Here is a 24132-nt window from a genome sequence, read left to right as displayed (position 1 = left end):
CGAACGTAGTGAGTGAAGTCCCGTGGTGTAGTGGCCAATCATAAGGGCCTTTGGAGCCCTTGACGGCGGTTCGAATCCGCCCGGGACTATTTTCCTGCAACCGACCGTATGAGCACGAAATATCCTCGCGGCCATTCTTGCGAGCATGGGCCAGACATGGAAAGATGTTGATAGTATGTGGATCAACACCGATGGAGACCACAAATCCCGATGTGCCGGCCTGAATAGCTAACGTGTGTCCCGAATTCTGACATCGAACTGTAGATTTATGATGGTCCGTGTCAACTAGCCCCATATGGAAATCCGAGAAGCGAAGCCGTCGGACAGGCCGGCTATCCGTGACGTGGCGCGGCGATCACTGGAGGCGTCGTATTCGCTGGGGCCGAAGGCGATTACGAGCGCAATCGAAGAGTGGTACGACGAGGAGCGCATCACGGAGGTACTCGACGGGGAGGACAGGGTTATCCTCGTCGCCGATCAGGATGGACAGGTGGTCGGCCTCTCCGAGAGCGTTCTGTCGGGCGACAGTATCGGGACCATTCTCTGGCTCCACGTTGATCCGGCGTACCGCGGTGAGGGCATCGGGTCGGCGCTGTTCGACGAGACCCACCGGGCGCTTCACGACCGGGGGGCTGAGACCCTCCAGGGACGCGTGCTGGCCGACAACGTCGAGGGCAACAGCTTCTACGAGGACCGCGGCTTCGAACGCGCCGGAACGGGCGAAGTCGACATTGCCGGGCGGACCTACGTCGAGAACCTCTACACCGACGCCGCGGAACTCGGCCGCGAACCGGTAGCGGATGACGGACAGACGGTCTACGTCGACCACAACAACCACGAATCCGGATCGATGGCGCCGTTCCACGTTGTCCACGTCACAGAGGACGGGAGCGACCGCTACGGCTACTACTGTAGTAACTGCGAGACGTTAGCGAACGCGATGGACTCGATGGGGCGCATCGAATGTGACAACTGCGGGAACGTCCGCAAGCCGATGCGCTGGGACGCCGCCTACCTGTAATTACGGCGGCGACTGGCCCCCTCTGCGTTGTGATGACTCTTGTCTATTCGCCGGGAGGAGTATCAGTCTGTAGTACAGTCCGAACAGACACAGGGCGATACCGACGCCGACGAGCACGTCCGTCACCGCGTGTTCGTTCACTGCGTGGGCGACGACCGGCACGTCGCCGACGGGCATGTGGAGTGGCTGGAGAGACATATGTCCTAATTTATTGACTAGCGCTAAAAAGCCGGACTAAGGTTCCCAGCCGCTGGGAACTACGGCTGGGCGGTCCCTGATACGGGCGCTGACCGACGCTGCATCGCTGATGGCCGCGATTCTTGTCTCTCGGTCTGGACAGTTTATTGGAAACGGATTGTTTTTGCCCGCTGTTTGTACCCACAAATGACGGGTGTGGCATCCGTTCTCCCTGTCGTAACGCTAAAGAGTCGAACGTACCTCTATATGTGTAAGATGACTATCGAAATCCGTCTCCGGAGGTGGTGCTGTGGGCGTCGAGATTAGGGAGTCACCTGTCTCAGCCGACGCGTTCGAGGACATGAAGGAGTTCGTCCACGACTATCTCGCGGCGAGCGTCGAAAACGAAGAAGAGGGCGGCCGTATGCGCTGGTACCCGTGGCACTCCGCGGAATACCGTTTCAATCACATCCTCAACGTTGTCGACATCGCAACGAAGATCGCCCGCAAGGAGGGGGCGAACGTGGACGTGACCCGCGTGGCTGCGTTGTTTCACGACATCGCGAAACTAGAGGCCGAGCAGGACCTCCACGCGGAGGCCGGCGCTCGGATCGCGCGCGAGTATCTGACGGCACACGGTGACTACCCGGAATCGTTTATCGAACAGGTCTGCGCCGCCGTCGAGGCACACTCTTACCAGGGCCCGCTGGACGACCTGCCCCTGGAGGTCCAGTGTCTCATCGAGGCCGACATCCTCGACAAGGTCGGCGCGAACGGGACCGCCCTGATGCTGTTGCGCATGGGCTATGAGTCCCGGACCCACATGGATTCGGCCGAGATGGTCGATCGGGTCATTGAGCGCGGCGAGGACGCACGCGAGCGCGTCGAGAGCGACACGGCCGAGTCCATCGTCCACCAGCGACTCAAGCGGACCCGCTGGTTCCAGGAGTGGCTGACGATGGAAGTCGCCGAGATGACCGTTGAGGACGACCTCGACGACGTAGCGACCGGGATGGGCGACTCATAGCGCCCGCAGCAGGAACAGAACGCCGGTTCCGGCGAGGACGGCGGCGCTGGCCCACGCGATTAGCGGTGCGAGTCGTTCGATGCGGCTTCTCGCGGCGACAATGGTGGCTGGAAACCCGGTAATCCAGAGGCCGATCCCACCGAAAAACCCCGCCAACAGCACCGGGTGGCCGGTCTGGACCGTCAGCGCGTCGGCTCCGACCGCGGGCACGTACGACGCCACGTCGACCACGCCCGGTTCGAGGAGGCCAACGCCGACGGTGAGCCAGAAGGCGACCTGATAGGGGTTCGTCAGCGCCAGCACGAACGCCTTGCGGAAGCCCCGACTCTCTCCGGATGTGGCTGATAAGTCCGCCCCGGCGACCGTATGCGCGTCCTGTACCGCTCCGTAGGCGAACCAGAGCATCAGGAGCCCGCCAGCACTGACCATCACCCGCTCTAACCCCGGCGTTTCGGTGATTATCGTGGCGACGCCAAGCAGTGCGAGCACGAAGAAACAGGCGTCGGCGGTCATCGCGCCGAGACCGGCGAAGAAGCCGGCCCGCCAGCCCCGTAGTGCGCTTTCCTCAGCGATAACGGCGTTCATCGGCCCCGGCGGCGCGGCCAGTGCGAGGCCGAACAGGACGCCACCGAGGGCTGTCGGGACGAGTGAGAACGCGCCGAGCTGGAGCGGGCCAAGCGAGAGCGAGTGAAGCATCTACAGTCAGTAAAAACAGAGAGAAAATCCCGCAGATTACAGCTTGCCGGCCTTCTGGAGCTTCATCAGGTCCTCGGTGTCGAGGGTCTCGCCTTCCTTGAACTTCTGATAAATCTCCTCGGCTTCCTCGCGAGCGGCTTCCTGCTTTTCCTCACGCTGGGAGCGCTCCTGCTCTTCTTCCTTCTTGTCGAGTTCGCGCAGGCGCTTCTGGACGCGGACGAAGTCCTCGTGGTGCTGGTCGGCCGCTTCCTGTGCTTCGACGAACTCCTCGTGTTTCTCGTCGGCCTCGTCACGGATCTCGTCGGCCTCGCGGTAGGCCTCAATCATCTCGTTGTGGTGCTTCTGGGCCTCGTCGGCCAGTTCCGTGACCTTCTGGTGGTGCTTTGAGGCTTCCGAGCGGACCTCTTCCGCTTCCTCTTTGAGCTCTTCGAGGTCGCCGCCCTGATCGAGCTTCTCCTGTTTCTCCTGGAGCTTCTCGCGCTTGGTCTCGATCTTCTCGATGAGCTCCTTCTCGTCCTCCGAGGAGAGCACTTCGGTCTGTTGCTTGAATTCGAGGTCCTCGATCTCCTCTTTGAGTTGTTCGACCGACGTACCCTCGTCGAGTTCGAGGTCGTTTTTCAGGTTGTCGACCTTGTCGAACAGCTCGTTTGCGTCCGCGTTGAGCTCGTTGCGCTTGTCCTTGTGCTCCTGGACTTGCTCGTTGAGCTCGTCGCGCTTCTCGCGGTGTTCTTGGGCTTCGTCAACCTTCTCGCGAGTCTTCGCGTTCAGGTCGTCACGGGCGGAGGCCCGCTCGGATGCCATCTGGTTCAGCTCGTTGCGTCGGTCGCGGAGCTGGCCGGCGAGTTTGATAAGCTCGCCTTTCGATTTGTTTTCGAGATCCTCTTCTGTTACTGTAACGTTCTTTGATTCGTCTATCGAGTCTGCCATTGTTGAATCCTCTATGCCATCACCGCTTCAGCACAGACAGTCGGCCCACTACTGAGGGGCTGACACCAATAACAAGGGTTCCCTCTCATGTTGGGCTGAAAGCGATACTGCCTGAACGCGGAAGCGTTCTGGTGTCTACAAATAGCGGTGGATATTGTTTAAACATTCCGGTGCAACGAATACCGCGTCAACCCCTCACACGCCCTAATTCGGCGGGTGAACCGGTCGATACCATCCCGATTTACCCTTGTATATCACGGACATATATTACTCATTAATACGGTACTCGTTTTTGACGACAGTTTCCCCGTCAGTGACAGCAAGTGTCACGTTATCACCGGGTGAGAGCGCGAGCGTGTCCACGGTGACGCGGGCGAACGGGCCGACGGTATGTTCGGCCTGCTCGCGGTCGCCATTACAGTCCCACTCCACGGTGAGGTCCGCCTTTTCCGGCCGGTCGTGGATGACAACGATATCACGCTCGCCGGGTGTCGAGTCAGAGAGGACTACCTGTGTGGGCTCATAGCTGTCGGCGAGAGCGCCGAACGCCGTCTTTTCGGTCCCATCTGCGGCGAGTAGACCCATGCCCGCGTCACCCAAGTCTCGGAGGCTGTCAACGATGATGAGCGGCGCATTGCGTTGCCGGAGCGTCTCGGCGACCTCGCGGACGACCCCGGCCTGATACGCCTGTGACGCGTCGAGGCCACCGTCGACGTGGCGGTCGTGGCAGTCCCTGTCGAATCCGGGGCTGTCGTTTGGCTCCGCCGTTCCCAACGCACCGGCCCCGAAGCCCGCCACGACACCGCCGACGTTGAACTGAGAGCAGAGCCACGGGAGGTCGGCCGCGTCGCCGTACCGCCACCCCGGGTACAGCGTGGCCCCGTCGGGAGCAATCCCTGGTGGACCGACGACCGGGAACGTCGGGACGGTGTCGACAGCCGAAGCCACCGACTCGGCGTCCGCGTCGTCGTAGCTGGCCCGCCAGGCGCGCCAGCGAAAGCGCAGTCGGTCGAGAAAGCCGGACCCGAGCCCGTCGGCATACGACCGCACTGGCTCGTCGTGGATGCCGACCGTTGCGAAACTAGGGTGTTCTGCGTAGGTCTCATCGAGCCGTTCCGCGAGGTCGGTCCCCCGGTCGCTGTCGAACGAACCGGGACCGGACAGCGGCAGGTCCTGCCAGAGCAAGACGCCGTGGTCGTCACAGGCCCGGGCGACCTCGGGCGGCGTCCCCTGTGCGCGAATTCGGACCAGGTTCGCGTTGGCGTCGACGGCACGCGCGACATCCTCAGGGGTCGGGTCGCGGAGGGTCACGCCGCGAACCGGTACATCCTCGCCGTTGACCCGCAGGCCGTCGTCGTAGGACACGGTACGCAGGCCCGTCGTCACCGAGTGCTCGTCGTCGCCGAGCTTCGCCCGCAGGACGTAGCGGGACTGCTCGCCGCGGTCGTGGGGCCACCACAGCGACGGGTCGCGCACGTCCATCGTGTAGCTCACCGTCGCCGTCTCGTCGTCGGTCGAGACGCGGGCGCGGTCCATCATCCCGCCACCGCGCACGTCGCCCTCCGGCCGGAGCGAGAGCGTGATGCGGTCGTCGAGTGGGTCTTCGGTCAGGACGGTCGCCGACACCTCGACGGCGGCGTCCTCCGGGTCGTCGCCCGTCACCTGCGGTCGGACCGAGAGCTCGCTCACGCAGGGGTCCGGCCGGGTTTCGAGGCTCGCGTCCCACCAGATGCCCGGGACGGAGCGCTCCGGCGGGAGCTGGTCGGTCGCGTGCAGGCCGCCGAAGCGGTCCTCGGGCGCGCGACACTCCACGACGACTCGGTACTCCTCGCTTTCGGGGAGTCGAACCCGGAGCGGTTCGAAGTAGGCGTCGTGCTCGGTGAGCAGGTCGCCGTTGCACCACACGCGTGTGTGCGCATACGTCCCGTTTAGCACAAGGAGTGCGTGTGCGTCGCTCTCGTCCCGCGGGTCCGAGAACGTCGTTTCGTAGGCTACGGCCTCGGCCCCGGCGAACTGCTCGGGCCGGCCGGGCACCGACACCGGGTCCCACGACTCTGGGGACGGCATCTCGTCGTCCGGCGCAACCGCCGCGCCGCGCCACTCCAGCGACATACCTTGTGGCCCGTTCCGCGGGGGCATATCCTTTGCCCCACGGCTTCACTTTCACTTTCACTCCGGGGATGGATCGCTTTGACATAGGTAGCCACCTACTATCCAGATATGCTCACCGAACTGCACGAGGCGGCGACACCGACCTGTGAGGCCCAGCACTGCGAACGCTCGCTCGGCGAGCCAGCGCTGGTGTTCGAGACCGAGGCCGGCCGCCGCGAGGCCCACGAGTGCGCCTGCGGTGCGGTGACGGTTACCGTCGTCCGGTCGGAGTCGTCCCGCTGAAGTACGCTCGGCGGCGAGCGGGAGGTATGACACTTGAGGAAGTGGTCCACGCACAGGGCCACGAAAACGTGACCGGCGAACACGCGAGTACGCTGGAAGTGACGAGCGACGACTTTCTGACCCCCGCAGGCGACTGTATCCTCGCCATCGAGGCCGACCGCGTCCCCGCCGACTTCGACGAGGAGTTCGTGGCGGCCTGCCAGGACGCCAATGCGACGATTACAGCGACTATCGAGGCCGGCGACCACACCGTCACCGTGACAGGGACCGGCCACCCCGACCTGTCGTTCGAGAACGACCGGAGTCACGTCCTGCGGACGAGCGACTACGTCGACGACCGGACCGTGATGGTACACGCCGACGCGGCGGCCGGCGACGTGGACCGCGACCTCGTCGATGCGCTCGCTGCTGGCAGTGACGCGACGCTGACGCTAGCTGTTGAGCCTAGTAGCGAGTAGGGACAGTTCTGGGATCGGTCGCGCCGCTATTCGGTTTCGGCAAAAGAAAACAGGTTGTAAACGGCTTACGACGACGAGATAACGTCGTCGATACGGACGATCATCGTCGCCGCTTCGGTCGCGGAGTCGACCGCTTCGCGCTTGACAGCGGCGGGGTCGAGGATGCCGTAGTCGACGGGGTCACCGACGATGCCGGTCTGGCCTTCGCTGATGATGCCGGCGATGCCCTCGCTCTCGTGTTCGGCGCGGAGGTCGACGAGCGCGTCGATGGCGTCGAGGCCCGTGTTCTCCGCGAGCGTGCGGGGGAGCACGTCGACAGCGTCGGCGAACGCTTCGACGGCGAGCTGCTTGCGGCCCTCGATGGACGCCGCTTCCGAGCGGATGTGGTCGGCGATGGCGATTTCGGTCGCGCCTGCGCCGGGGACCACACCGCCGGCGTCGAGCGCGGCGATGACGGTGTCGAGCGCGTCGTTGAGCGCGCGTTCGAGCTCGTCGACGACGTGTTCGGTGGAGCCGCGGGCGATGATCGTAACGGACTCGGCGGTCGCGCCGCCGGTGATGAACGTCACGTCGTCGTCGCCCTGCTTCTCGACGTTGACGCTCTCGGCGTGGCCGAGCGCGTCCTCGTCAAGGGCTTCCAGCGAGCCGACGCGCTTCGCGCCGGTGGCCTCGACGATGTCCTTGGCGGTCGAGGAGCCGACGCTGTCGGCGACGAAGACGCCTTCCTTGGCGAGCTGGGAGGCGACGCGGTCGGCGACATCCTCGGTGACGAAGGCAACGTCAGCGCCGCTTTCGACGACTTCCTTGGCGTAGCCCTGCAGTTCCTGCTCTTCGGCGTCGAGCGCGGCGTTGAGCTGGTCGACGCTGGAGACGTTGTACTCGGCGTCGATGTTGCTCTCGCGGACATCGAGTTCCGTGTCGATGACCGCGATAGAGGCGTCCTCGACCGAGGTCGGCATGTTGTCGTGGACGGCTGTCTCGTCGACGATGACGCCCTCGACGAGCTTCGTCGCGGAGGAGGCCGCACCCGTCTGGGTGTGGACCTCGATGTTGTCCCGGCGGACGCCGGCCTCGTCCTTGGCGTGGCGGACGGCGTCGACGACGACTTCGGCGAGTCGCTCGGCCTCGACATCTCCGGTGCCCTTGCCGGTCATCGAGGATTCGGCGACTTCGACGAGCGTCTCGTCGTCGAGGTCGGCGTCGAGGACGATCTCGTTGATCGCTTCCTGTGCGAGTTCGGCGGCGGCGGAGTACCCCTCGACGATCGTCGTCGGGTGGACATCGTCGTCGAGCAGGTCCTCGCCTTTCGTCAGCAGTTCCCCGGCCAGCACGGACGCTGTCGTCGTGCCGTCGCCCACTTCGTCCTCCTGTGTCTGGGCGACTTCGACGATCATCTGGGCCGCGGGGTGTTCGATGTCCATCTCGGAGAGGATGGTCGCCCCGTCGTTGGTGATGACCACATCACCGTCGTCGGAGACGAGCATCTTGTCCATGCCGCGGGGACCGAGCGTGGTCCGTACGGACTCGCTTACGGCCTTTCCGGCGGAGATGTTCGATGACTGTGCGTCCTTCCCGTGTGTGCGCTGGGCGTCCTCATCAAGGATGAAAAGAGGCTGGCCGCCCATGCGTCGCTGGCCAGATGACATATGTGTTGAACCTCACTTAAGACAAGGCAAGCGGTTCTATATAAAGCTTTCTAACACCGCAGGACGCTCGTCGGGTGACAGCGCCGTGCTGCCCCCGAATCCGGGCCGGACCTGCACATGTTTTAATAGAGGGGTATCCACACCGTATAGTAGATGCTGGAGTTGGAGCACGGGTTTCGCGTCGTCGACGTACACGCACGCTTAGAACCCGACGAGCAGCGCCGACCCCGGGACGGGATGGGCGACCCGGAGCAACTCGAACGGGAGATGCACCAGGCCGGCGTCGTCCGCTCCGTCGTCTTTCCCGATGAGCGGGACGGATCGTATCTGAAAGCGAACAACGCCGTCGCACGGATGACCGTCGAACGGCCGTTGGTCGCCTTCGCCAGGGTCAATGGCGCTCGGGACCCGGGGAGCGGTCCCGGGTCGACCCTTCGCAACCTCGCGAGCAGTCGCACGGAAGCCCACACGTCCCCGGCAGACATCGAGCAGTACGCCTACGACGACCGGTTCTACGGTTTCAAGCTCAACCCGCCAACTGACGGACTGCCTGACGAGGAGGTCCTCGCAGAACTGGAATCGGTGTCATTGCCTGTCATCGTCCATGGCGGCGAGGAGTTCCCGCCCGAAGCCGTCGCCGAGTCGCTGTTACCGTACGAGTTTCCGGTCATCCTCTCCCATTTCGGCGCGTACCCGCTCCGACGGGACCTGATGGATCGGGCTATCGACCTTTTAGAGACCAACGACAACCTGTATCTCGACACCAGCGCGGTCCGCTATCGTCGGCCCATGGAGCGGGCGATTCTGGAGCATCCGGACCGCGTCCTCTTCGGCAGCGGCGTCCCCAGCGTCCACCCGAACGTGGCCGTGATGGAGATACTGACACTGGACGTGCCGGAAGATGCGATGCGAAAAGTGTTCTCGAACAACCCCAACCGGGTTATCGAGGCGCTGGCCCCCTAACGGTACAGCGCGGGTCACGTGACTACCGCCAGTCGTACACAGTCACCGCGCGGTCCGCACGCGCGGAGCGGCCGTTCGGGTTCCGGCGAGGCGTCCGGTCGGTCACGCGCGCACGAAGGCCGTCAACGATTCCGGAACCCACGCCGCCGAACACGTCCTGGCCGTTGCCGAGCCACTGCGACGGCGTCGTCTCCCCGCGCACGACATCGATCATCGCGTCCTTCGCGTCACCGCCCGCGTGGCTGAGGATTCGCCACAGGACAGTTGGCCTGATATTGTAGTTCTTCACCAGTCGATAGGCGAGTGAGCGGTACTTCCAGTTCCAGTCGGTTTCTGTGATCCCGCCGTCGGCCTCGAACTCGCGGCTGACACACATCTCCGTGCTCCAGTCGACACCGTAGTCACTGGCGGCCATCCGGTGTGCGAAGTCCCGGGCGCTGCCGACGTTCAGGTACTCGTCGAACCCGTCGAGTGCTTCCAGTACGTCGGCGTCGAACGCGACATTGCCGGGATTGAAATACGTCACGTCTCGGCCGGCTATCGTTCGCGTCTCCTCCGTTTCGGTCGTCATCCCGGCCCGTAGCTGCTGGTGTGTCGGTCCGGTGATCGCCCGGGCCGCCCCCGAGAGACCGCTTTTGACGGCCTCTGCCCAGCCAGATTCGACCGAGAGCGACTGGTGGACGAGTGCGATAACGTCGCCCGTCGCCCGGTCGATTCCGGCGTTGCGAGCGACCGTCACGGATCTGTCAGCAATCTCGATGAGGAGCGACACGTCGTCGCGGTCGCGGACCATTCCTGTCGTGCCGTCGGCGGATGGACCGTTGACGACGATCACCTCGGCGTCGGGAACCTGCTCGGTGAGTGCGTCCAGACAGCCGGCCAGCTCCTCCCGGCCGTTCAACGTCGGGACCACTACCGAGATGTCCATGTCTCTGGGTACGACGGCGAAGGCGCTTAAAAGTCGCGGGCGAGGATTAACACCTTTCCAATTCAGGGAAAACGGGTCGTTCGAGCGGTCGACACGCTATACGTGCGTGTTCCAGTACGACACCGAGGCCATCTTCTCGCCGAGGGGCGTGCCCCCCAGCGCCGTGTCGATAGAGCGAAACGAGGCGGCCAGTTCGTTCGGGATCTTGCGGTAGAAGCCGTAGGGAAGCAGCCAGTCGTGCTCCGAGTCGGTCAGTTCCAGCCCGGCCCCGTCGAGCAGTCGGTCGATCTCCCAGCGCGAGTAGAGCCGCGAGCCCATCGGGAGCGCCCAGTTGTATATCGACCGGGTTGAGAACCGATTGAACGTGTCGAAAAAGACCTGTTCCTTCGAGACGCGGCGCATCTCCGCGAGAAACGCCGCCGGCGTGTCCGCCAGATGGAAAAAGCGCATCGCAAACACGGTGTCGAAGTGGTCGTCCGGGAACGGGAGCCGGGCGGCGTCGCCCCGCATGAACTCCACGTGGTCATCGACATCGGTCGCCTGTGCTTTCTCCCGGCCCTGCTGGAGCATCGGGCCGGAGATGTCCAGCCCGGTGATGTTCGCGCCGCGCTCGGCCAGCATTACGGTGAACCGACCGGTCCCGCACGCTACCTCTAACACGTCCTTGTCGGCCACGGGACCGATGGCGTCGAGGACGGCCTGTTTCTCGCGGCGGTCGATCAGCCGACCGCCGCGGGAGAACCGCTTGGCCTCGTACTCTTCGGCCACGGTGTCGGCCTGATACCACTCCTGCCCTTTCACGCTCTGTGTCTCACTCCGCGGGGGATAAAACGATACTGGAATCCCCTTTCACCGGTCGGCTGACTCCCATCGGTAGAAACTCGTTCCGCATTTTCGGCCCTGACCTATGCGGGCGCTGTTTTTCGCTGTCGACCGGAACCACACGATGGCGGACCTGTATAAGGATACATTAAACACTTCATAGAATCTGTATTGTTTGGTCATGCATATAGCCAAGTTTTACCAGTAAGCCTTGAATATCCACCACTATGAGCGCATTAACTGAAAACGCCGCACCAGCACCTTTCACTGACGAGGAGTTCCGCGACACCCTGCGTGAACTCCCACCGAGCGCGAAGCTCGTTGCGAAGGTGCTGGAAGACGATGCTCCGTTGTCACAGGGCGAACTAGCTGAGAACTCCCTGCTCCCGGACCGGACCGTCAGATACGCCCTGAACCGACTCGAAGAATCGGATCTGGTCGACTCGCGGTACAGCTTCACCGACGCCCGCAAACAGGTTTATTTCCTCACGGTCTGACCCGCCGGCATGGACTGGCAGCGGGCCGACGTGTCCGTTCCGACGCGGGCACCGACCGACAGCACAGCAGCGTACGTTTGCGGCGACGAAGCGGCTCTTCTCGTGGACCCCGCGGATACCAGTGATGCGCTCGATACGCTTCTCAGCGGTTGCACGCTCGCCCACATTGCGCTCACGCACCACCACCCCGACCACGTCGGTGCTGTTGCACACTACGCCAGGGAAACGAACGCGACGGTCTGGGCGCGCCGCGGTCGGGCGGCCGCGTTCGAATCTGCGACTAGGATCAGTCCCGACAAACTGTTCAGCGAGGGAACGGCGATTCCGACCGATGCCGGCCCGGTGACTGTCCTCGACACGCCGGGCCACGCGCCGGAACACGTCGCCTTCGCGACTGACGGGCCCGTCGTCACCGGTGACCTCGCCGTTGCCGAGGGCAGCGTCGTCGTCGGCGCGCCCGAGGGCGACGTTCGGGCCTACCTCACGTCCCTGCGCCGCCTCCACGCCCGGAACCCCGACGTGCTGTTGCCGAGTCACGGCCCGCGTATCGAGCACCCCCGAGAGACCTGTGCGCGACTTATCGGCCATCGGCTGGAACGCGAGCGCCGCGTTCGGCGGGCTATCGACGACGGTGCCAGTACTCTGGACGAAATCCTCGACGCCGCCTACGAGAAGGACCTCTCCGGCGTGCGCGACCTGGCCCGTGCGACGGTGCTGGCCCACATCGAGAAACTCGCCGTCGAGGGGAGTGTTTCCTGGGACGGCGAGCGGGCCACACCGAATTCGGCGGGGTGACGCCTTTTTGCCTGTCGGCCCGCTACCACGGCTGTGGACTCACTGGAAACGGAACTCGAACGGGCCCGTGCGCTCGATGAGTCGGAACTGGCCGATGCTATCGAGACTATCGGGTTCGAATGCACCCGCTGTGGGGCCTGCTGTAAGGCCGAATCGGCCTGTGGCGAGGACGGAGCAAGCACCGACGAGGCTGGCGGAACCACTGATGGTGCCAGTGAGAACGACGAAGCCGACACTGAACCCCACACGGCGACGGTGTTTCCCGACGAAATCCGGCAGCTACAGGCCGCCGGGGAGTACGATTTCCGCGATGTTGCCCGACCGATGCCCTACGGTCTCGCGGACGGTCCGGACGGCCCCGAGGGCGAGACCTTCGAGTGGGCGCTCCAGACCGACGACTGCGGCGACTGCACCTTCTACGCCGAGGACGACGACGGCATGGGTGCCTGTACGGTCCACGGCGACCGCCCGCTCATCTGTCGGACCTACCCCTTCAGCGTCGCGCTCGGCGGGACGAGCCAGCCGATGGGCGAGACCGTCGACGAGGAAGGAATGGTCCAGGCCCACGAATGCGAGGGACTTGGCCGCGACATCTCCAGAACTGACGCCGAGGATCTGGCCGCGGCGCTCAAGGAACGCGCAGTTCGGGAACTTGAGGAAGCTATCGGCGTCCGCGACAACTATCGACCCGTCGACGCGTCACCTGGACAGGTCGTCGTGCACGACTCAGAAGGGGCGAAACGGCCCGACGGCAGCCCCTACGAGTGACCTCAAACGTCGTCGATGATCTCGCCGACCGCAAAGTTCGACTTGACTTCGGTGACTTCGATCTTGACTCGCTCGTCGATTTCGGCCCCCGGAACGATGATGACGTAGCCGCGCTCGACGCGGGCGATGCCGTCGCCTTGCTTGCCGATGTCCTCGATTTCGACGTAGCGCGTCTCGCCCGGTTCGACCGGCGGCTGTGGCTGGTCCGGCGGCGTGTCTGACACCGTCTCCGACTCGGCTTCCGACGCTTCGTCCGCTGAGATGAGTGCAACGCGGTATGTACTGCCCGAGTCGACTGCGCCCGTCTCGACTTCTCGACGCGGTACCTCCACGACGTACCGGTCCCCCTCGTCGCGGATATCAGCACTGAACAGACACAGCAGTTGATCCGAGATTTCCAATGTGATAGACCTCCGTTCGGCCACAAAACGGGCCATTACTAAAGAACTGCCGGAGAGACCAATTGCCGTCGTCCCAACCGCGCGGTTTCGACACGCCCAACCGCGGTGTTTCCCGCCTGTACCAATCGGCTGTCGCGTGGTCCGATTCGCGGCTGTATCCCCGCTCCGCGAGGGACAAAAACGCAAGACAACGGGCCGTTAACCGACTGTACCAAATCCCATATAGGTGTCTCTGCACTGCAACTAGGTGTACTAATGAGCGCCACCGCACAATCGACCGACAGCCCCCTCTCGGACAAGCAGCGACGTATTCTGGAGTATCTCCGGTCGAACGCCGACGACCAGACGTATTTCAAATCGCGGCTCATCGGCGACGAACTCGGTCTCTCGGCCAAGGAAGTCGGCACGAACATGACCGCCATCGCCGACGGCGACCACGACCTGGCCGTCGAGAAGTGGGGCTACTCCTCCTCGACGACGTGGATGGTCGAGGCCTGAAACGGCCGTTCGGTCTAATCTGGACAGCGTGGATTCCCGGCTCGGTTCCAGAGCGAGACTGTATATTCGGCGATTGTATAAGTAATCCGGCGCGAACGCTCTCCTTTCGTTGTAACCACGCTTGGCCTGATATGTACGGCACCATCACCGCTAGTGAATGTCTACCTTGATAACAATTGAGCGCATAGTTGGCCATATCAATGGGCGAGGCTTGGTCTCCGATTCGGGTCCTCCACGTCGACGATGACCTGCAGTACGCGGAGACGACGGCGGCGTTTCTCGAACGAGCGCAGTCGGGCTTTGACATCGAAATCGTGACGAGCGCCTCGGAGGGACTAGCCCGTCTCGAAGCGGCGTCGTTCGACTGTGTCGTCTCGGACTACGAGATGCCCAGGGAGAACGGTATCGACTTCCTCGAATCCGTCCGCGAGGAGTTTCCGGACCTCCCGTTTATCCTGTACACCGGGCGCGGCAGCGAGGCGGTCGCGGGTGACGCCATCTCTGCGGGCGTGACTGATTATTTGCAGAAAACGTCCGACACCAGCCACTACGCCCTGCTTGCAAACCGTATCGTTAACGCCGTCGAACAGTACCGGTCACAGCAGGCCCTCGAAGAGAGCAAAGAGCGGCTCTCGCTGTTTATCGATCAGTCGCCGCTCGGCTTCGTCGAGTTCAACCCGGACTTCGAAATCATCCGGGTTAACGATGCTCTGTCGGATATCTTCGGCTACACTGAAGCGGAACTGCTCGGGGAGACGTGGGAGGTGTTCGTCAGCGATGAGAGCTACGACGACGTCGACGCGGTCACGGCCGCTCTCAGCGAGGTCAGCGGCGGCTACCATAGCATCGACGAGAACGTCCGGAAGGACGGCGAGCACATCATGGTCGAGTGGCACAACCGCCTCATCACCGATGACTCTGGCGACATCGTCACCATCTTTTCGAAATGTCAAGAAGTCACAGAGCGCATCGAACACGAGCGGGACCTGGCCCAGTTACGGGACTTCTTCGCCGAGGCGGAGGAACTGGGCGACCTCGGTGCCTGGGAGTTCGACGAGACAGGCGTCTCGACCTGGACGGCGGGGACTCGGCGCATCCACGAGGTCGGCGACGACTTCGATCCGACGGTCGAGGACGGGCTCTCGTTTTACCATCCAGAAGACAGGGAAGCGGTCATGGATGCCGTCAATGCGGCCCTCGAAGACGGGGAACCGTACGACATCGAGGCCAGGCTCATCACCGCGACAGGTGACTGCCGGTGGGTCCAAACCCGCGGTAAGCGAGTCGAGGAGGCGGAGAAGCGAACGGTTCGGGGGTACATCCAGGATATCACCGAACAGAAAGAGCGCGAACGCAGGCTTCGCCTTCAGAACGAGCGGCTGGAATCGTTTGCCAGCGTCGTCAGCCACGACTTGCGGAGCCCACTGACGGTCGCCCAGGGCCAGCTAAAGCTAGCCCAGCAGGAAGTATCCAACGACCGCCTCGACCGTATTGACAGCGCTCACCAGCGGATGCAGGCGCTCATCGACGATATCCTGTCACTGGCGCGGGACGGACGCGAGGCGACGATTACCGAGCCCGTCAACTTACGGACTGCCGCGACCGCGTGCTGGGAAACTATCAAGGTGGAGAACGCGACCTTAGTAACCGATACGGACAGTGTCGTCACTGCTGACCCCCGCCGGTTGCAGCGCCTGCTTGAGAACCTGTTTCGGAACAGTGTGGAACATGGTTCCACAAGCAGTCGGCCAGGGGCCGACGACAGCGTGGCACACGGGTCGATACACTCGCTCTCACAGACACAGGACACTAGTGGGGCACACGGTACGACGAGCAGTCCGGTGCAGTCCGACGGTGTGACGGTTACTGTCGGCGACCTCGACGACGCCAGCGGCTTCTACGTCGCCGACGACGGCCCGGGTATTCCCGAAGACGAGCGAGACGCGGTGTTCGAAGCCGGCTACTCAACCGCATCCAACGGTACCGGCTTCGGCCTCGCAATCGTCGCCGAGATCGCCGCTGTCCACGGCTGGGATGTCAGTGTGACCGACAGCGAGTCAGGCGGGGCCAGGTTCGAATTCACCGGTGTGGAGAAAGCGACGTGAGGGAGACACAGACGCGACCCGGCCGACAGTGAGTGGTCTCCGACGCGGCGTTACGGGTCGTACCGCAGTAGCGAGTCGGCCTCACCCGCCAGTTCGGCGACATCGTCACCGAAAGAATCAGCGTACCGGATAAGCAGTGTCAACACTGTCTCTGGCTCGGTCACCGCGTAGCCGTCCTCACGGGAAAGCAGTCCAGCGGACTCCAGGTCCCCGGCGTAGTTGCTCACCGTCGGCCGCGATACGTCGAGTTCGCTGGCCAGTTCCGACGCTGTTACGTCTGGGCGGCGAAGCAGCGTGACCAGCATTCCGCGGGCGGTCGACCGGCGCAGGTAGCCAAGCGCCACCTGCTCGAACTCGGAGAACTGGCCGGCCGGGAAGTACCGCCGGTAATCGCCGTCCTTCTGTGAGGCGACGACATCCTCGTTTTCCAGCCGGTGGAGATGATGCTGGGCCTCGCCGGTCCCGAGTTTGAGGTCGTCCCGGAGCTTCGAGAAGTGCGTGCCGGGGTGTGCTGAGACGTAACCGGCGATGGCGTCGGGCGCGTCGCTTTCGCTCCCGCTGTCGCCGAATCGAGCAAACGGGCTGGCCGCGCCGAGGGCGGCAAAGCGACGGAGCGTCGCTCGCTTGTCCTCGTCCACGTCGCCCTTACGTGTCATTGCTACCGAAAAGGTGGGTCGGTAATAAAACGTCTTCGCCTGATTATCAGGCTTAGTCGTCCTTGTCGACTTCCGACGTGCGCGTCGTGTCGTCGGGGCCACCGGCCACGTCCGTCGTGCCTGAGTCGTCGTCGATTTCGGCGTCCATCTCCTGAATCATCTCGTCGGCGCTGTCGAGGCCACTGTCCTGGCCTTCCTTGATCTTCTGTGCCTCTTCTTCCATCGCCTCGACATCGACCTCGGCCTCCTCGTCGATCTGGCCGAGTATCTCCTCGATGTCGTCCAGGCCCAGCATCTCGCGGGTCTCGTCGTCGAAGTCAAGCGCTTCCAGGGAGTGGCCGTTCTCCTTCACGTCCGAACCCTGGAGGTGTTTGCCGTAGCGGCCCACCAGCGAAGTGAGCTCCTGCGGGAGGATGAACTTCGTCGACTCGCCCTGGCCGATCTCGGCGAGCGTCTCCATTCCCTTGTCGATGACGGCGCGCTCGCCCATCGATTCGGCGGATTTCGCGCGGAGGACGGTCGAAATCGCGTCACCCTGGGCTTCCAGAATCTGGCTCTGTTTCTCACCCTGGGCACGGATGATGTTGGACTGCTTGTCACCTTCCGCCGTCTCGATGGCGGAGCGCCGTTCACCCTGGGCTTCCAGGATCATGGCGCGGCGTTTCCGCTCGGCGGAGGTCTGTTGCTCCATGGCCTGCTGGACATCCTTGGAGGGGTTGACCTCGCGGACCTCGACGCTCTCGACGCGGACACCCCACTCGTCGGTGGGTTCGTCGAGTTCCTTCCGGATGCGGGCGTTGATCTCGCCGCGTTTGTTCAGCGTGTCGTCCAGTTCCATGTCACCCAGCACGGCACGGAGGGTCGTCTGGGCGAGGTTGGAGACGGCACGCTCGTAGTTGTCGACTTCGAGGAAGGCCTTCTTCGGGTCCATCACCTTGATGTAGACGACGGCGTCGGCGGTCACCGGCGAGTTGTCGCGGGTGATAGCCTCCTGCCGTGGCACGTCAAGCGTCTGCGTACGCATGTCGAAGCGCGTCACGTCGGAGACGAATGGGTAGATGAAGTGAATCCCCTGGTCGAGGACGCCGCGATAGGTGCCAAGCACCGTGTAGGCACCTTTCTGGTACGGGCGGATGATCACGACGCTGGAGTACACCAGCGCGATAGCCAACAGGAGGAAAATGACGGTAACGAAACCGACGAGTCCTCCTAAACCTTGCAGCGGTGTCGCGGGGAACATGACAGTGAGACCTCCGGAGCGCGCAAGGAAAAGGCTTCGGTGTCCCTGTCACAAACTACCGAATACCACACCTACGCCCGCTCGGACTCTCGTTCCGGTTCGGCGTCATCGCTCGTGTCGTTCAGGTCTCGGTCGCGTTCGAGCGCCCGGTCGATCTCGTCGCCCGCCGACTCCACCGCTTCGACTTTCAGCACGTTCCCGCCGCCGGGGTCGATGACGATGACCTCCGTCCCCTCCTCGATTGGGTCGCCCGTACTGCGGGCCTGGTAGTAGGGATTGAAACCCCCGTCCTCCAGTTTGACCTCGCCGTCGCTGCGGGTCACGCGTTCGGTCACGGTCCCGAACTGCCCCGTGAGCGAGTCGGAACTGAGCGTCTGGCCGCGGCCCGGCGCGGCGAAATCGAGCTTCCGATACCCCCAGAGTGTGACCGCTGTCGTCGCCAGGACGATGACTGTGAGGATGAGCGGCGCGAAGATGCCCAGGCTCGCCGGGATGAACAGGCCGACCAGCCCCGCCGTCAGCAGGGCCACGCCGAGGACGAAGAAGTGTGTCCCGGGCGCGAGCGCCTCGCCCACGATGAGGCCCGCACCGGCCAGAAACAGCAGGATGGAGAGCGACATACCTAACAGTGGTTCGGCCTGCAGGGGGGCAACCGCCGCCAGCGGGTTCACCATACCCCGACTTAGTGTCGGAACAGGATTAAGTGTCGGGGTGGGAGCGACGCGGCAGTCACCGGGACAGCCTCACGCGTCGCTCGTCCGGACAAAGAATCCGTACAGCGCAGCCGTTCCGACTGCCACGGCCAGAATCACGCCACCGAGAGTCATCGGCGCGTATATCTCCGCCCCGAGGAACATCCGGCCGAACGCGAGAATCGCGATACAGACCCCCAGCGCGACGAAGACCACGTTTTCGGGCTTCGGCGCGTCGGGCGTCACTTCCAGGTCCGGGGCGAACGAGCCGGCGACTGCACCTTCCTCTTCTGCGTCTGCCGCCGCGCCCGTATCGGTCGCTGCGCCCTCTTCGACCTGAATCACGTCGGCCTCCGTCGCCAGTTCGTACTCCTCGGTGAAACTGTCACCCGCAGCGGCCGCGTCATCTCCTGCGGCCCCGTCGTCGTCCATGGGCCACGGTATGGCCCGCGACTACAAAAGCGCTGGCGACTGGGCTTACTTGATCCGCGTTCCCAGCGGTGCGTCCTCGTGGGTCGTCAGCAGGTCCGCCTCGTCGCCGGCGGCCAGCACCATGCCGTTGGATTCGATCCCGAACAGCTCGGCTTTCTCCATGTTCGCCAGAAGAATGACCCGCGTCCCGGGGAGGTCCTCGGCGTCGTGGAGCTGTCGCAGGCCGGCGACGACCTGCCGGATCTCGTGGCCGATGTCGACCTCTAATTTGAGAAGCTTGTCCGCGCCCTCGACCGGCTCGGCGCTGCGGATCTCGCCGACGCGCATGTCGACGCCCTCGAAGTCCTCGAAGCTGATGCGCTCTTCGACGAGGGGCTGGCGGTCGGCGGCGTCCGCGTCCTCGCTCTCTTCATCTCCGGCGGCTTCGCCGCCTCCGTTCGAGGCGTCTGCCGACGCCTCGCTCTCGACCCGCTCCTGAAGTTCCTCGTTCAACGCCTCGATGTGGTCGTCCTCGACCTGCTCAAACAGCTCCGCGGGTTCGCCGAATTCGGCCGGCGGCGCTTCGAGCGCGCTGTCGAGGGTCACGTCAGCAGCGGACCCCTGTTCGCCCAGCTGGCCCCACAGACGTTCGGCCTTGCCCGGCAAAACGGGCTGCATGAGCACCGCGACGGCTTTCGTCAGTTGAACGCAGTCGCGGATGACCTGCTCGGCCTCTTCGGGGTCGTCGTCGACGAGGTTCCACGGCTCGTTGCGCTGGATGTACTCGTTGCCGTAGTTCGAGAGTTCAATGGCGATTTCGGCCAGTTCGCGCACGTCGTACTCCCGAACGGCGGTCTCGAAGTCCTCGATTGCCGACTCGATGCGCTCGCGCACGTCGTCGCTCACGGCGGCGTCGGGCGTGCCGTCGTAGTTGCGCTCGGCGAACAGCAGCGAGCGGTAGATGAAGTTGCCGACGTTGCCGACGAGTTCGCCGTTGACCCGCTGCTGGAAGCGGTCCCAGGAGAAGTCTACGTCGGTGTCGATCTGTGCGCCCGTGGCGATGTAGTACCGGAACAGGTCGGGGTGGAAGCCCGCGTCGAGGTACTCGTCGGCCCAGACGGCGCGGTTGCGCGAGGTCGACAGGGCCTTACCGTCGATACCGACGAACCCGGTCGCCAGAATCGACCGGGGTTCGTTGTAGCCCGCACCACGGAGCATCGCCGGCCAGAAGACGGCGTGGTGCTGGATGATGTCCCGGCCGATGACGTGGATGATCTCGCTGCTGTCGTCGGACCAGTCGTCGTCCCACTCGGTGCCGTGGCGCTCCTCGCCGTCGACTTTCCAGACCTGCTCCCAGTCGTACTCGTCTGTGCCGACGCGCTCGGCGTACTGCTTGGTCGAGGCGACGTACTCGATGGGCGCGTCGACCCAGACGTACAGGACAAGGTCGTCGCCGCCGTCGACATCGTCCGGGTAATCGACTCCCCAGTCCATATCCCGCGTGATACAGAGGTCCTGCAGTTCGCCCTCGATCCACTCGCGGGGCTGATTCTGGGCGTTGTCGGTCCCTTCCAGTCGGTCGAGGAAGCCCTGGAGGTACTCCTGGAAATCGGCTAGTCGGAGGAATTTGTGTTCGCGGGTACGGTACTCCGCGGGGTTGCCCGTCAGCGTCGACACCGGATCCTCGATTTCGCCGGGTTCGAGGTGGCGCTGACACCCCTCGTCGCACTCGTCGCCGCGGGCCTGCTCGCCACAGTAGGGACAGGTTCCCTCGACGTAGCGGTCGGGGAGTGGCTGGTCTTCCTCGGTGTCCCAGGCGACCTCGATTTCCTTCTCGTGGACGTGGTCGTTTTCCACCCACGAGCGGACGAACTCTTGGGTGAGTTCGACGTTGGTTGCGTCGTCGGTGTGGCCGTAGTTGTCGAACTCGATGTTGAACTGCGGGAACGTCTCGGCGTAGGTCTCGTGGAAGTCCAGTGCGAACTCCCGCGGTTCGACGCCCTCCTCGGCGGCGTTGACCGCCACCGGTGTGCCGTGCATGTCTGACCCCGAGACGAACGCCGTCTGCTGGCCGATGCGTCGCAGGGCACGCGAGAGCGCGTCCCCGTCGACGTACGTCCGGAGGTGGCCGACGTGGAGGTCGCCGTTCGCATAGGGCAACCCACAGGTCACGACCGCCGGCTGATCCGTCGGAAACTCGTCGTGGCTCATACCTGTTCGTGTGCCACCGACGGGTCAAAAGGGGGTTGGTTTCGGCGTGCCGGCCGCGCTCCGAGTCTACCGGTCACAGCAGCGCGAGCGTGCCGCCAGCGAGACCGAGCGTCACCACCAGTCGCCCCGCGCTCCCGAAGAACGTCGCCGCTCCGAACCGGTAGTAGTCGCGTTCGAGGACGGTAAACGCGTAGATAGAGAGCGTATCGGGGAAGAAGGGAACACAGAGTGCGAGCGCCAGGCCGACGTAGCCGTACTTCTTGGCTATCTGTACCGTTTTCTTTTCAGACCATTCGATGATGTCGAACCGCGAGCGCTTGATTCGCCGAATGAGCGGGCCGTACTCCTTGGCCTCCTGTCCGATGTGGAAGGCGACGAGGCTCCCGAAGGCCTTCCCGGCGGCGCTGGCGAGGATAATCGCCACCAGGTTCCCGTTCGTTGAGAGCCCGAGCCGGAGCGTTTCGGCCGGAACCAGCACGACCTCGCTCGGCAGTGGGAGAATGAACGCGATCAGAAACGAGTACACCGCGATGATTCCCAGGCCAGTCGGGCCGGTGGCCGTACAGACGGTCTCTTCCAGCGGAGACAGGGGTGTACCGGCGGTCGTACAGTCGCCGATGAAGGCAATAAACGCTGAGGTCGGTACTACCAGGTCCACACCCTCCTGTAGCAAGCAAGCACTTCTAAACCTTCGTATGTTTTCTCGGGAGCGCTCAATAGCAGCCGGGTCGCAGATTAATACCAGTCGAGGTCCGCAACGAACGACCGCAGCATCGACCGCGTCACGTGAGGCATACACACGACACGCATCTCACCGGCCCCGGTCTTGGAGACGCGCCAGCCCCGCTCCCGAAGCTCGTCGGTCATCGGTACCGAGAGGTCCGCAGCGACCAGCGGGAGTTCGGGGCCGACCACGTCGTGGCCGCGCGCCGACAGCTGCTCGGCCAGCCACTCGGCGTTGGCCATCGACGTTTCGTACTGCTGCCTGTAGCCCGCCGGCCACAGCGACTCCATCGCTGCGACGGCGGAGGCCACGCCAGCGCCCGACCGCGTGCCCGTCAGCGTCAACTGGTCCGTCGACTCCAGATACGGCGTTTCGACGGCGAGGTCGTCCAGCAGCGAGCGGTCACGTGCGAGCAGCCCCCCGGCAGGGACCGCCGCCTGCCCGACCTTGTGGGGGTCAATCGTCATCGTGTCCACGGCCGCGTGGCCGAAGTGCCAGTCGTGGTCCGTGAAGGGGAGGTAGAAGCCGCCCCACGCGGCGTCGACGTGACAGAGGGCGTCGACCGACTCGGCGAGATCGGCGATAGCCGGAATCGGGTCGACGTAGCCGTACTCGGTCGAGCCGGCGACGCCGACGACACACACGGTGTCCTCGTCGACGAGTTCCGCCATCGCGTCCGTGTTGACGCGGTAGTCCGTCGCCGGTGCGGTCCGCAGTTCGACGCCGAGTACGTCAGCGGCCTTGGTGAAGGAGAAATGCGCGTGGACCGGTGCGACCACGTTCGGGTCGTCCGTGTCGGCGCGGTTGCGGGCGATGCGAACCGCCTGGATGTTAGCTTCAGTTCCGCCCGAGGAAACGTAACCCGCGGGGTCGGCGAGGCCGGTGATGTCGCCGAGGTACTCGACCGCCTCTCGTTCCAGATCGGCGACTGTCTCGTATGTGCCCGGGTCCCCGGGGTTCGTCGCGAGGAAGCGTTCTGCGGCCTCGCGCGCCGCTGGATGGGGGACGGTACACATCGACGAGAGGACGCGCTCGAACTCCTGTGGCTCTGCCCGCTGGAGCATCTAACCTGCATATGGTGGGTGGCCGCTTTATGCGTTGTGCTCGGCCCAGCGGGCGGCTTGGATTCGACTCCCGGATTACCAGTTCGACGGCCCGATTTTCTTCGTCGCCTTCGCGCGAAAGCCCGTGGGACCGATGAGCGACTCGAAGACGGTCTGGCGCTCGGTGTCGAGCGCGCCGCCGAAGGAGCCGACCCGCATCGTCCGGTAGGTCTCGAACCCCTTGTCGTTGGAGTAGAAGTAGACGCTACCGTGCAGGAGGCCGTGGATGAGTTCGTCCGACCGCACGTCGCCCGCGGGGCGGTCGAGCTTGACGAAGGCCACGTTCCCCCAGTTGACGACCGCCTCCCGGAGTCCCATCAGGAACGCGATCTCGTGGTTCTGGGGCAGGCCGAACTCCGTCGCCCGTTCGAGGTCGGTCAGCGAGTCGATGACGATGAGCGTCTCCGCGGCGTCGCTCACCCGGTCGCTGATATCGGCCAGCAGGTTCTCGAAGGTCTCCTCCGAGGGCTCCGACTCGGGTGGCTCCGCGTCGGGCTGTTCGATGTCGTCGGCGCTCCGCCGAGCGTCGAACAGCGGCTCCGGGACCGGCAACAGCTCCATGAACCGCTGGGAGAAATCGGCGACGGTCATGTTGTCCGTGAGTGTCTCGAACTGGTAGCCGTCGAGGACGGCGTCGAGTTCGCTGTAGACGTGTTCGCGGTCGTGCGAGAGCGTGATGTAGGTCACCGAATCGGGGATCGCCTCGCTGCGCCGGGCGATGCCGTTCGGGACCATCTCGGGGCGGTGTTTCGCGAGCATCAGCGTCGCGAGGCTGGTGTAGGTGAACGCGTCGCCGCCCGCATCCGACGCTCCCGCAAGCAGAACCGTGCTCCCGGTCGGAATCCCCCGGACCTGTCCGTCCAGCCCGGGGATTCCGAAGGGGATGTAGGACACACCGGAACTGATACTCTTGGCTTCCGGTGTCGATTCGGGTACCATACAGCAACGAAGCGAACGGAGCAAAAAAACCTG

26 protein-coding genes and 1 tRNA gene are annotated in these 24132 nt (G+C 64.0%); 11 read left to right on the top strand and 16 right to left on the bottom strand.

From position 1 onward, the window contains the following. Window positions 1–16 precede the first annotated feature (16 nt). Together Harman_RS14700 and Harman_RS14695 are read left to right on the top strand one after the other, a co-directional pair. Window positions 17–89 (top strand) — tRNA-Gln (locus Harman_RS14700). 206 nt (window positions 90–295) lie between these two features. After that, on the top strand, window positions 296–1021 hold the full coding sequence (locus Harman_RS14695) for a GNAT family N-acetyltransferase (RefSeq protein WP_137684531.1): 726 nt from the start codon (window positions 296–298) through the stop codon (window positions 1019–1021). On the opposite strand, the gene Harman_RS14690 is transcribed toward Harman_RS14695, so the two are convergent. Continuing rightward, a complete protein-coding gene (locus tag Harman_RS14690; RefSeq protein WP_137684530.1) occupies window positions 1022–1219 on the bottom strand; it encodes a hypothetical protein in 198 nt (65 codons plus the stop codon). It lies immediately after the preceding gene. 289 nt (window positions 1220–1508) lie between these two features. Here Harman_RS14690 and Harman_RS14685 point away from each other — a divergent pair, with 289 nt between their 5' ends. Next, window positions 1509–2225: an HD domain-containing protein gene (locus Harman_RS14685; RefSeq protein WP_137684529.1), complete on the top strand. Its 717-nt coding sequence runs from the start codon at window positions 1509–1511 to the stop codon at window positions 2223–2225. On the opposite strand, the gene Harman_RS14680 is transcribed toward Harman_RS14685, so the two are convergent. The 3 genes from Harman_RS14680 to Harman_RS14670 form a co-directional block, all read right to left on the bottom strand. Then, window positions 2220–2921: a LysE family translocator gene (locus Harman_RS14680; RefSeq protein ID WP_137684528.1), complete on the bottom strand. Its 702-nt coding sequence runs from the start codon at window positions 2919–2921 to the stop codon at window positions 2220–2222. The genes Harman_RS14685 and Harman_RS14680 overlap by 6 nt on opposite strands. 36 nt (window positions 2922–2957) lie before the next feature. Continuing rightward, a complete protein-coding gene (locus tag Harman_RS14675) occupies window positions 2958–3848 on the bottom strand; it encodes a coiled-coil protein (protein ID WP_137684527.1) in 891 nt (296 codons plus the stop codon). A gap of 267 nt (window positions 3849–4115) precedes the next feature. Further along, window positions 4116–5960: a hydrolase gene (locus Harman_RS14670; protein ID WP_137684526.1), complete on the bottom strand. Its 1845-nt coding sequence runs from the start codon at window positions 5958–5960 to the stop codon at window positions 4116–4118. A gap of 108 nt (window positions 5961–6068) precedes the next feature. On the opposite strand from Harman_RS14670, the gene Harman_RS21600 reads away from it, so the two are divergent. Next, window positions 6069–6242: a hypothetical protein gene (locus tag Harman_RS21600; protein WP_170083003.1), complete on the top strand. Its 174-nt coding sequence runs from the start codon at window positions 6069–6071 to the stop codon at window positions 6240–6242. Window positions 6243–6268: 26 nt separating this feature from the next. After that, window positions 6269–6700, top strand: a complete 432-nt coding sequence (locus tag Harman_RS14665) for a DUF371 domain-containing protein (protein ID WP_137684525.1) — start codon at window positions 6269–6271, stop codon at window positions 6698–6700. Window positions 6701–6765: 65 nt separating this feature from the next. On the opposite strand, the gene thsA is transcribed toward Harman_RS14665, so the two are convergent. Further along, on the bottom strand, window positions 6766–8325 hold the full coding sequence (gene thsA, locus Harman_RS14660; RefSeq protein ID WP_137684592.1) for a thermosome subunit alpha: 1560 nt from the start codon (window positions 8323–8325) through the stop codon (window positions 6766–6768). Window positions 8326–8499: 174 nt separating this feature from the next. Here thsA and Harman_RS14655 point away from each other — a divergent pair, with 174 nt between their 5' ends. Next, the gene (locus Harman_RS14655) at window positions 8500–9309 is read left to right on the top strand and encodes an amidohydrolase family protein (protein WP_137684524.1); all 810 of its coding nucleotides are present in this window, start codon (window positions 8500–8502) and stop codon (window positions 9307–9309) included. Between the two features lie 22 nt (window positions 9310–9331). On the opposite strand, the gene Harman_RS14650 is transcribed toward Harman_RS14655, so the two are convergent. Together Harman_RS14650 and Harman_RS14645 are read right to left on the bottom strand one after the other, a co-directional pair. Further along, complete coding sequence (locus tag Harman_RS14650) at window positions 9332–10237, bottom strand: glycosyltransferase family 2 protein (protein WP_137684523.1); 906 nt, start codon at window positions 10235–10237, stop codon at window positions 9332–9334. 96 nt (window positions 10238–10333) lie between these two features. Then, window positions 10334–11038, bottom strand: coding sequence for a class I SAM-dependent methyltransferase (locus Harman_RS14645; RefSeq protein ID WP_137684522.1), 705 nt, complete (start codon window positions 11036–11038; stop codon window positions 10334–10336). Between the two features lie 248 nt (window positions 11039–11286). Here Harman_RS14645 and Harman_RS14640 point away from each other — a divergent pair, with 248 nt between their 5' ends. Genes Harman_RS14640 through Harman_RS14630 form a run of 3 tightly spaced genes read left to right on the top strand, consistent with a single transcriptional unit; the run spans window position 11287 to window position 13119 of the window. Beyond that, the gene (locus tag Harman_RS14640) at window positions 11287–11556 is read left to right on the top strand and encodes a MarR family transcriptional regulator (RefSeq protein WP_137684521.1); all 270 of its coding nucleotides are present in this window, start codon (window positions 11287–11289) and stop codon (window positions 11554–11556) included. A gap of 9 nt (window positions 11557–11565) precedes the next feature. Beyond that, entirely contained in the window at window positions 11566–12351 is a 786-nt protein-coding gene (locus tag Harman_RS14635; protein WP_137684520.1) for an MBL fold metallo-hydrolase, read from the top strand. A gap of 33 nt (window positions 12352–12384) precedes the next feature. After that, entirely contained in the window at window positions 12385–13119 is a 735-nt protein-coding gene (locus Harman_RS14630; RefSeq protein ID WP_137684519.1) for a YkgJ family cysteine cluster protein, read from the top strand. A gap of 2 nt (window positions 13120–13121) precedes the next feature. On the opposite strand, the gene Harman_RS14625 is transcribed toward Harman_RS14630, so the two are convergent. Continuing rightward, window positions 13122–13520, bottom strand: coding sequence for a TRAM domain-containing protein (locus Harman_RS14625; protein ID WP_137684518.1), 399 nt, complete (start codon window positions 13518–13520; stop codon window positions 13122–13124). Between the two features lie 255 nt (window positions 13521–13775). On the opposite strand from Harman_RS14625, the gene Harman_RS14620 reads away from it, so the two are divergent. Together Harman_RS14620 and Harman_RS14615 are read left to right on the top strand one after the other, a co-directional pair. Then, entirely contained in the window at window positions 13776–14018 is a 243-nt protein-coding gene (locus Harman_RS14620; protein ID WP_137684517.1) for a DUF7123 family protein, read from the top strand. A 200-nt stretch (window positions 14019–14218) separates the two neighbouring features. Then, on the top strand, window positions 14219–16123 hold the full coding sequence (locus tag Harman_RS14615; RefSeq protein WP_137684516.1) for a hybrid sensor histidine kinase/response regulator: 1905 nt from the start codon (window positions 14219–14221) through the stop codon (window positions 16121–16123). Between the two features lie 50 nt (window positions 16124–16173). Here the strand turns inward: Harman_RS14615 and Harman_RS14610 are convergent, their stop codons facing one another. The 8 genes from Harman_RS14610 to Harman_RS14575 form a co-directional block, all read right to left on the bottom strand. Beyond that, window positions 16174–16779: a winged helix-turn-helix transcriptional regulator gene (locus Harman_RS14610; protein WP_137684515.1), complete on the bottom strand. Its 606-nt coding sequence runs from the start codon at window positions 16777–16779 to the stop codon at window positions 16174–16176. Between the two features lie 52 nt (window positions 16780–16831). Continuing rightward, window positions 16832–18019, bottom strand: coding sequence for an SPFH domain-containing protein (locus Harman_RS14605; RefSeq protein ID WP_137684514.1), 1188 nt, complete (start codon window positions 18017–18019; stop codon window positions 16832–16834). Between the two features lie 71 nt (window positions 18020–18090). Continuing rightward, window positions 18091–18693: an NfeD family protein gene (locus Harman_RS14600; RefSeq protein ID WP_137684513.1), complete on the bottom strand. Its 603-nt coding sequence runs from the start codon at window positions 18691–18693 to the stop codon at window positions 18091–18093. A 69-nt stretch (window positions 18694–18762) separates the two neighbouring features. Beyond that, window positions 18763–19143, bottom strand: a complete 381-nt coding sequence (locus tag Harman_RS14595) for a hypothetical protein (protein WP_137684512.1) — start codon at window positions 19141–19143, stop codon at window positions 18763–18765. Window positions 19144–19188: 45 nt separating this feature from the next. Then, window positions 19189–21333 carry a methionine--tRNA ligase gene (gene metG, locus Harman_RS14590; protein WP_137684511.1) on the bottom strand — a complete coding sequence of 715 codons (2145 nt, stop codon included), beginning with the start codon at window positions 21331–21333 and terminating at the stop codon, window positions 19189–19191. Window positions 21334–21406: 73 nt separating this feature from the next. Continuing rightward, entirely contained in the window at window positions 21407–21991 is a 585-nt protein-coding gene (locus tag Harman_RS14585; protein ID WP_137684510.1) for a YqaA family protein, read from the bottom strand. 77 nt (window positions 21992–22068) lie between these two features. Further along, the gene (gene mfnA, locus Harman_RS14580) at window positions 22069–23121 is read right to left on the bottom strand and encodes a tyrosine decarboxylase MfnA (RefSeq protein ID WP_137684509.1); all 1053 of its coding nucleotides are present in this window, start codon (window positions 23119–23121) and stop codon (window positions 22069–22071) included. A gap of 75 nt (window positions 23122–23196) precedes the next feature. Next, window positions 23197–24099: an RAD55 family ATPase gene (locus tag Harman_RS14575; RefSeq protein ID WP_137684508.1), complete on the bottom strand. Its 903-nt coding sequence runs from the start codon at window positions 24097–24099 to the stop codon at window positions 23197–23199. Window positions 24100–24132: the final 33 nt, after the last annotated feature.

The organism is Haloarcula mannanilytica, from assembly GCF_005406125.1.
In the GTDB taxonomy this organism is placed as follows: Archaea; Halobacteriota; Halobacteria; order Halobacteriales; family Haloarculaceae; genus Haloarcula; species Haloarcula mannanilytica.
The sequence above is the reverse complement of the archived record's forward strand: the minus strand, read 5'-3'. Positions and strand labels throughout refer to the sequence as shown.